Below are 8,647 nucleotides of genomic sequence, written 5' to 3'. Positions count from 1 at the left end.
GTTTAAATACAAAGCTGTGCGGAAAAAAGCTCTTAGGTTTTTTTTAACCGCAAAGAACGCAAAGTTTTACGCAAAGTTCGCTAAGATTTTTTTTCCGAATGAAATATTCTCGCAAAGACGCAAAGTCGCAAAGTTTTTTATATACTTTGCGACTTTGCGTCTTTGCGAGATTAAAATTTCATCAAAAAGCTTTGCTAACATTGCAATCTTAAAAAATCAACCTTAAAAAAACTTTGCGAACTTTGCGAAAAAACTTTGCATTCTCTGCGTTAAAAACTATACTCAAAGCTTATCAAACCTGAAACCTGAAACTTGAAACAAAAAAATAAACCCGATAACTCTCCAGCTATCGGGTTTATTACCAAACTTAAACTTACTTAACTCAAAATAAAACTTTATAAATTTAGAATCTCAGAAGCTTAGAATCTCAGCATCTTAGAAACTTAGAATCTTAGAAACTTAGAATCTTAGAAACTTAGAATCTTAAAAAACTATTTTTCGATTGGAGTGAATTTTACTGCTGTTCCTCCTCCAGCTGCCAATTTGATATTTAAAATGGTTTTGTTGTTTACTTTTTGTTTAGAGATTGTAACTGGATACGGATTGGTTTTATAATTTGCCCCTTCTCCATCTGCATAAATTTCTGCTTCGTATTCTTTGTTTTTGTCTAAAAACGAAAGCGTTACTTTTAAGTCTCTTGCATTTCTATTTGTGATCGAACCCAAATACCAGTTTTTCTCGTCCCAATCTTTACGGGCAATTGTAGTGTATTCTCCAATTTTAGAATCTAAAACTTTAGTATCCGACCAAGTGCAAGGCACATCTTTTACGAATTGAAATTCTGGTTTGCCTTCATAATTTTCAGGTAAATCAGAAGCCATTTGTAACGGACTGAAAATAATCACATACAATGCCAATTGATTGGCCAAAGTGGTTTGCACTTTTGCTCCAGATGGCGTTTTGTAATCAAAATTGAAGTTTCCTGGTGTGTAATCAAACGGCCCAGAAAGCATTCTGGTAAAAGGCAGAGTCGTTAAATGCTCTGGCGTATTTCCTCCATCTACAGACCATGCATTATATTCTTGTCCGCGTCCGCCTTCTTGTGACATAAAGTTTGGATACGTACGCTGTAACCCCGTTCCTTTCATTGGTTCGTGGTTATCAATCATGATATGATATTTAGCCGCCGTTTCGATTACTTTTCTGTAATGACGTGCTCCGTACTGGCTGTCATGCCATTCTTTTTTATCCAAATATTTATTTACGTAACCCGTTTTAACAGAATTTACTCCCATTTTTTGATACAGTTTAAAAGCCTCTTCCAACTGGTTCTCATAGTTTTTAGTAGCACCAGCCGTTTCGTGATGTCCAATTAAACGAACATTTTTTACAGCCGCGTATTTGGTAATTTCTTCCAAATTAAAGTCTGGATACGCTTTTACAAAACTAAATGCAGAACCATCTGCAGTCCAGTCACCATCCCAACCTTCATTCCATCCTTCAACCAAAACTCCGTCAAAACCATTTTTCGCAGCAAAATCAATATATTCTTTTGTGTTTTTGGTTGTTGCACCATGTTTTGGGCCTTGTCCCCAAGTATATTTTTCTAAGTGCATTCCCCACCAGATTCCAATATATTTTGAAGGTGTGATCCAAGATAAATCTTCAATTTTTGAAGGCTCATTTAGATTCAGCATAATGGTCGAAGTTGCTACTTGTCCAGGATTCTTCCCAACCACAATAGTTCTCCAAGGTGTTTTAAAAGGTGTTTCTGCATATACTTTTACACCATCTGCCCATGGCACCAAATCACTTTTGTATTGTTTGTCTGTTGTTTTTAGAAGCGTCATTGAGGCAAAATCTGTTAAGTTGGCTTCGTGAATAGCGACATATAATTTGTCTTTGGTTTCAAAAGTTGCTGGAGTATTGATCGTATCTGTTTTACTCATTAACGTTTTACGGTATTCACTTTCGTAGTAACTGTTTTCACGATGAACAGGAATCCACCAAACTTCATTATTATCTTTAAAAGTAAATTGTGTTACTTCGTTGGAGATTTTCACTTTTCCTAAATGAGGCTGTTTTGGAAATTCATAACGAAATCCTACTCCATCATCAAAAACTCTAAAAATAATATCGACTAAACGCTCCTCGCCTTTTGCTTCTTTTAAATGAACAATCAGTTCGTTATGATGATCTCTAACTTTTTTGAATTCGCCCCAAGGCTGTTCCCAAGTTTCATCTGCCGATTTTTCTTCTGTAGAAACAACTTCAAATCCATCTGTCATTTTAGCTAAACCCTGAAATTCAAATCCCATAAGAGAGGGTTCAATAACCGATTTTCCGTTAGAAGAAAAACTATATTGAGGCTGTCCAGAAGGCGTTAATTCAAACGTTAATTCAGAGATTTTTTCTGGAGAACTGATTTTATACGTTTTTTTAGTACTGCAGGCCATAACCAGCATTGATGCTAAAGCCACAAGACAGTATCTATATTTTCTGTTTTTCATTATTTAAATTGTATTAATTACAGCTCTATTTTATTTCGCTTAATGTTTGTTTTGCTTTTGCAGGCTGCATAGAAACAAAATAATTAAACGCCTGATCTAGTTTTTTCTGGGCTTCGGCATTTCCTTTTTTCTGTACGCGTAAATCATACAATTTGCTGATCTCTGGAAATACGCTTTCTGTATTTTTTACTCCAGCAAAAGCTTTAATTTTTTCGATAAAAGAATATCCAAATTCAACTGTAGGCTCAATCATGGTTCCTTCTCCGAAATCATTCCATGTAATCAGCTGCAGGTAATTTATATTTGCATTTTTTGCCAAAGTCAAAGTTTCCTCAAGTGTCGCTCCATTGTTATGTTCGATCGTCCATCCAATTGCTGCACCTCCTCCGCCTTGAGCGTAAAAATCTTTAAAACCAGGATAAGCGCTACCCATTGCAACACCCAATTTTGGTTTGGTATTGGTGTAAAAATTAGTTAAGTAACTATTGTCTTTGTATACCCACGCATATTCTCCAGAAGCATTTTCTCCTGCCATTGAAGAGTGATCCCAAAGTGTCAAGAAAGTGGGTTTTGCTGTTAACGTATTAAAGACGTTTGTCCATTCAGCGGGGGTCTGTAGTACAATTGGTCCAAAATTCATTAACAGCGGTTTACCATTGATCTTGATATAATTGGCATCCGAAAAATAATTCTTCTCTACATAAGCCAAATCTGTTTTTGCTGCACCAGTTACCGAAATTGCTTTTCCTGCATTAACCACATTGGTCAAAAATCGGTCTTCGTATACAATAGCATATTCTAAACCTACTTTATCAAGCATTTCGATTAATTGATCTGTATTCTCTTTGATCATTCCGTAATCGTTAACATCGTAAGTGCCGTACCAATCAATAAGAATTCCATCAATTCCTGAATATTTCATTAACAATAAATGATTTTCGATCACATTTTTATCGCCTGAGTGATAAGGACCAATCAGCGGATAATAGTACGATGCAATTTCTCTTCTTCCGTTTGCTCCTACGTTGTTCGGATTTTTATTGGCCATTGTCCAATGATATCCCCATTTTTTATCGGCACTACTTTCGTTAGTTTCAAACCACGGCATGTAATGCATATAAATTTTAGTGCTGTTGGTTTTCTCAATCGCAACAGGGTCTGTTTTCTCTGGTTCTACAGGTTTGTCTGAGCCTTTGTCATCGCTGCTGCAACCGGCAACCATGGCAATGCTCATCAAACCAAAAACCAACGATGTGATATATCTTTTCATATTGATGTACTGTTTGTTATTTTTATATTTTGCCACAGATTAAAAGATTAAAAAGGATTTTATTGTGATTAATTTATTTCACGCAGATTTAAAAAGATTAAGCAGATATGCGCAGATTATTTTTTTACATTTAAAACCAAATCTGCTTTAATCTGCAGAATCTGCGTGAAACAAAATCTTTTTTTAATCCTCTAATTCAGTTTGTAATCTTTAGAATCTGTTACTAAAAAAATTAAAAACATGTCAGCCTTCCACGACTAACCAACATGGAAGACTGACATTCTAGTAACCTAATTTGGATACCCAGGATTTTGTTTAAGGTTTTTGTTTGTGGTTAAAACAGTACTTGGAATTGGAAAAATTGCTCTGTATTTTTCTGTTGTGCCTTTTGACCACCATGGTTCGAAGAATGTTCCAAAACGAATATTGTCTGTTCTTCTTCTTCCTTCGAATGTAAATTCTTTCAACAATTCTTGATTTATAAATGCAAGGTCAATGGTTGCTGGCAATTCTTCGCCTGCACGAGATGCTACTTGCTGTACAAATGGTCTTGCTAAATCTGGCGAGCCTAAACGAACGTAACATTCTGCTTGCATCATTAAGATTTCTGCATAACGAATTAATACAAAATCGTGATCACGCTCCCATTGCTCTCCTGCTTTCATTTCGTATTTATGTAAACGAACTCCTTCATTTTCTTTTGCATCTTCCAGACTTGTTAGGTTCTCTGTATAAGTAAGCGGCTCTCCATTATCCATCATAATTACAGTTCCTGTTGCAAGATTGATCTGATCGCCTTCTAGCATACATTTTTTTCTCTTGTCTGTGTCTGCAAATGCAGAATAAACTCCTGGCTGTGCACACATTCCGTTTGCACTCCAAGGATAATTGTTTGGAATGGCAGAAATAGCTAATTTTTGATTATAATGACAAGACATTGAATTCATGTAGTTTCCAACTGTTCCAGCTTTTGAATCGTAAGGAATAGCGAAAATAATTTCTGTCGAAGTCTGATTTTCTGTCACGAAATTCGAAAAGAAATCTGGTGTCAAACTGTATCCTGTAACCTTTTGGCACATATTGATACAATCTTGCCAACGTGGCTGGCCGATAAACGCTTCTGAATTAAGATACAATCTAGCCAATATAGAATACGCAACATTTCTAGTCATTTTAGAATACACTGCATTTGGATTTAAATGCGGAATAGCGTCTGTCAATTCTTTTTCAACAAAATCATACACCTCTTTTCGTGTTGAATTGGTTGGAAGAGCTGTATCTTCAAAATCGGTTACAATTGGCACATTTCCGAATAAATCTAAAAGATTGTAGTAATAATACGCTCTAAGCGCTTTTAATTCTGCATAAATTGGCTCTTTTGATTTATCACTAAGAGATGATTTATCGATTTGATAAATGATTGCATTAATCTTAGCAATTCCGGTATAATTGTAACGCCAAGCCGAAAGAATCATTCGGTTATCCGATTTCCAAGTATGCTTTTGCGCGTCTTGATATTGTCCGCCATCGTACCAGTTTGTTCCTCTTGTTGGAATTGTTGCTTCATCTGAAACTACTTCATTCAAAAAGAAAACATACTCACAAGTTGGAAAATTATTTGAGATTGCATCAGAGAATCCTCTTAACGAAGAATAAGCTCCACCTACCAGCGCATCAATCTCTTTGGTTGTATTTCCGAAATTTCCATCTTCTACCTGATCATACAACTGTTCGTCCAAATCAGTACAGGATACCGTAAAAAGAATGCTTAAAAGTATTGCTGCTGTTATTTTGATTTTCATTGTTAATATTTTATGGTTATCAATTCGCTTAGTTATTCAGCGTAAAATTTAATCCAACAGAAATTGTAGTTGGTCGAGGATAATTATTGTATCTGTCAATTCCAGGAGCTGCCAAACCAGTTTGATCCATTACTCCAGTCTGATTAATTCCGTCCTGAGCATTTAAACCAATCTCTGGATCTACACCTTTGTAGCCTGTGATTACAAATAAGTTTTCGCCCATTACATACATTCTAAATTTAGATTTTTTGTATTTCAATGGTAAAGTATAACCAAAAGTCAATGTTTGAAGTCTGAAGAAAGAAGCATCTTCGATCCAGTAATCAGAATATTTTGGAGACGAAGTAATACCGCTGCTCAAGAAAGAATCTGGCACATTAAAAGCTGGTAATCTGTTCGGATCGTTTAACATCATGTTTGTCGCATTTAATGCTTTTTGTCCAAACATTCCGTATCCAGAAAATCCAAGATCAAAGTTTCCGTAAGTAAAATTCATTCCGATACCTAAAGTTAAATCTGGCTGAATATTCCCTAGATCTCTTTTATCAGCATCAACCAAAGCACTTTCAGCGACTACTTCATTCGCAGCATTGTAGTATTGAATTTTCCCATCGGCATCTAAACCAGCATTTTTAAATCCCCAGAAAGTTCCAACTGGATATCCTTCTGCAATAATTTGAGAATACTGTCCAGACATCCCTGCCAAACCATGAAGAGATCCGCTGTAGATCACGTCTGTTTTATACGTTGGGTTAGAAAGTTTTTCAATTTTCTGAACGTTATGCCCAAGTGTCAAATTAGCATTCCAGTTGAATTTATCTCCTTTAATGATATCTGCATTCAAAGTTAACTCTACCCCTTTGTTTGACATTTCGCCCACGTTAGCCAACATTGTTCCTACTAAATAAGGTGGCTGAGGCACTTCGTAAGTGTATAATAAATCTTTTGTTTTTTTAGAATAATATTCAAAAGATCCTGTAATTCTATTGAAAAGTCCGAAATCAAAACCAACGTTAATTTGCTCTGTAGATTCCCATTTCAAATCAGGATTTGGGTTTTGTTTTGGAGAATAAGCCAAACTCCAAGTTTTAGTAACTGGATCGTAATAACTGTCGCTTCCAACTCCTAAAATAGAAAGTGATTTATACTCTCCAATTCCATCTTGATTTCCTGTAACTCCATAACCAACTCTCAATTTTAAATTGTCTAACCAACCTTTTGAAGATTCCATAAATTCTTCGTTAGAAATTCTCCAAGCTGCAGAAGCAGATGGGAAAGTTCCCCACTTATTGTTTTCTCCAAAACGGCTTGATCCATCACGTCTTACGGTCGCTGTCAATAAATATTTACCATCATAACCGTAATTAGCACGAGCATAAAAAGACACTAGGTTCGATTTTCCTTTGTATGAATACACGTCGGTTAAACGATAGTTGTAACCCGCACCTAAATTATTATAACTAAAAGCATCTGTAACAAAACCACCTCTTTGTGCTCCAAAACCTTGATAGATATTTTCTAGATAAGAATATCCAGCCAAAGCGCCAATGTTATGTTTGTCTATAACTTTGCTGTAATTTACATAAAGTTCTCCTTGTGCATTTGTATATTCTGCATAAGTTCTTTGTGCAAAACCGCCTTCTGTCTGTCCTTCCATAACCGCATAAGATGGTTTGTAAGTACCCGCTTTTACTGCATTGTGTTCTAGCGAAATATTTGCTGTAGCAGTAAAGTCATTCAAAAATTTCACATCTGTTTTAAAGTACCCTAAAAGTCTGTGTCTTTCATTATCAAAAGTTCTGTTTGTTAAAATCTCAACCGGATTCTGATAAATATTTCCTACTACTGCACTAAAATTCCCTTCTGAGTCGTAAACAGGAATCGTTGGATTTAAGTTATAAGCTCTTTCGAAAATTCTGTAATCTATTGGGTGCCATTTGTCAATGTTTGCAAATAATCCCATATCAAATTTCACTTCTTTGTTGTCTCCAAGAAATTGGTAAGCGCTAACATTACCGCTTAATCTTTCCAATCCAGATTTTTTAATAACTCCTTCATTATTTAAGTACGAAAGTGAAGTTCTAAAACCGCTATCTGCTTTACCAGAATTAATGCTTAACGTATGCGATTGAGAAATCGAAGTCTGCTCGATTGCTTTTTGCCAATTTGTATTTCCACCATAATCTACTGCATCTGCAATTTGATTCTGGCGTACATATCCTCTCCACTGATTTGCCGAAAGAAGATCTAAGTTGTTATTGACATAACCGATACCCGTTTGTCCATTATAAACAACAGAAACACCTTTTGTTCCAGATTTTGTAGTAATCATGATTACTCCGTTTGCTCCACGAGAACCGTAAATTGCTGTTGCCGAAGCATCTTTAAGAACATCAACCGATTTAATATCTGAAGGCTGAACGACGTTAATATCAACTCCTGCAATACCATCTACCACAATTAACGGGCTGTTACTTGCTGTTAAAGAAGTTCCTCCACGAAGACGAATTGTAGAAGCTGCAGCTGGATCTCCAGAAGGACGAATAATGCTTAATCCTGCCACTTTTCCTTGCAAAACCTGCTCTGTAGAACCAATAGTTCCTTTTAGCAATTCATCTGCTCCAACTGTAGAAATTGCTCCAGTTAAATCTGATTTTTTCACTTTTCCGTAACCTACAGAAACTACTTGTACTTCTGCCAATGCATACCCGTCATTTTGCAGGCGCACTTCGTAATTAGAAGTATTGGCTGTAATCTGGACTTTTTGTGTTGTCGAGCCGATAAACGAAACTTCGATTGCACTTCCTACTGCTACATTCAGGCTAAATTTACCATCAAAATCTGTTGTAGTTCCGTTTTTAGTTCCTACTTCAATGATAGAAGCTCCTGGCAATACATTCCCTGTATTGTCATAAACAGTTCCTGATATCTTTTTCGTCTGCGCGAAAGAATTGGCAGTAAGAAAAAGCATAAAAATCATCAATACCGCTGCCTTAGCAGTCCACATTTGATGCAGGACGCTTTTTGTATTTTTACTATTCATTAGAATTGGTGTTTTAATTTAA

The 8,647-nt window shown here is 35.9% G+C and carries 5 protein-coding genes; 1 reads left to right on the top strand and 4 read right to left on the bottom strand.

What is annotated here, in order from left to right; translation table 11 throughout:
* A partial coding sequence (locus tag ACFO3N_RS05195; RefSeq protein WP_379795789.1) for a hypothetical protein occupies positions 1-226 on the top strand: 226 nt, incomplete at its 5' end.
* 265 nt (positions 227-491) lie between these two features.
* Here the strand turns inward: ACFO3N_RS05195 and ACFO3N_RS05190 are convergent.
* The 4 genes from ACFO3N_RS05190 to ACFO3N_RS05175 all read right to left on the bottom strand — a co-directional run bounded on the left by ACFO3N_RS05190 (position 492) and on the right by ACFO3N_RS05175 (position 8,625).
* On the bottom strand, positions 492-2,510 hold the full coding sequence (locus tag ACFO3N_RS05190) for a glycoside hydrolase family 97 protein (RefSeq protein WP_379795787.1): 2,019 nt from the start codon (positions 2,508-2,510) through the stop codon (positions 492-494).
* A 25-nt stretch (positions 2,511-2,535) separates the two neighbouring features.
* A complete protein-coding gene (locus tag ACFO3N_RS05185; protein ID WP_379795785.1) occupies positions 2,536-3,780 on the bottom strand; it encodes a glycoside hydrolase family 99 protein in 1,245 nt (414 codons plus the stop codon).
* A 290-nt stretch (positions 3,781-4,070) separates the two neighbouring features.
* Positions 4,071-5,582 (bottom strand): RagB/SusD family nutrient uptake outer membrane protein, encoded by a 1,512-nt coding sequence (locus tag ACFO3N_RS05180; RefSeq protein ID WP_379795783.1) that lies wholly within the window; start codon positions 5,580-5,582, stop codon positions 4,071-4,073.
* Between the two features lie 28 nt (positions 5,583-5,610).
* Positions 5,611-8,625, bottom strand: coding sequence for a SusC/RagA family TonB-linked outer membrane protein (locus tag ACFO3N_RS05175; RefSeq protein WP_250836523.1), 3,015 nt, complete (start codon positions 8,623-8,625; stop codon positions 5,611-5,613).
* Positions 8,626-8,647: the final 22 nt, after the last annotated feature.

This window comes from Flavobacterium chungangensis, from assembly GCF_042654045.1.
GTDB classification, from domain to species: Bacteria; Bacteroidota; Bacteroidia; order Flavobacteriales; family Flavobacteriaceae; genus Flavobacterium; species Flavobacterium chungangensis.
This window is presented reverse-complemented; position numbering and strand designations above follow the sequence as displayed.

Bases quoted from the DNA above. Each gene is read 5' to 3' on its own strand.
- ACFO3N_RS05190 (WP_379795787.1), bottom strand. From the start codon at position 2,510: ATGAAAAACAGAAAATATAGATACTGTCTTGTGGCTTTAGCATCAATG.
- ACFO3N_RS05185 (WP_379795785.1), bottom strand. From the start codon at position 3,780: ATGAAAAGATATATCACATCGTTGGTTTTTGGTTTGATGAGCATTGCC.
- ACFO3N_RS05180 (WP_379795783.1), bottom strand. From the start codon at position 5,582: ATGAAAATCAAAATAACAGCAGCAATACTTTTAAGCATTCTTTTTACG.
- ACFO3N_RS05175 (WP_250836523.1), bottom strand. From the start codon at position 8,625: ATGAATAGTAAAAATACAAAAAGCGTCCTGCATCAAATGTGGACTGCT.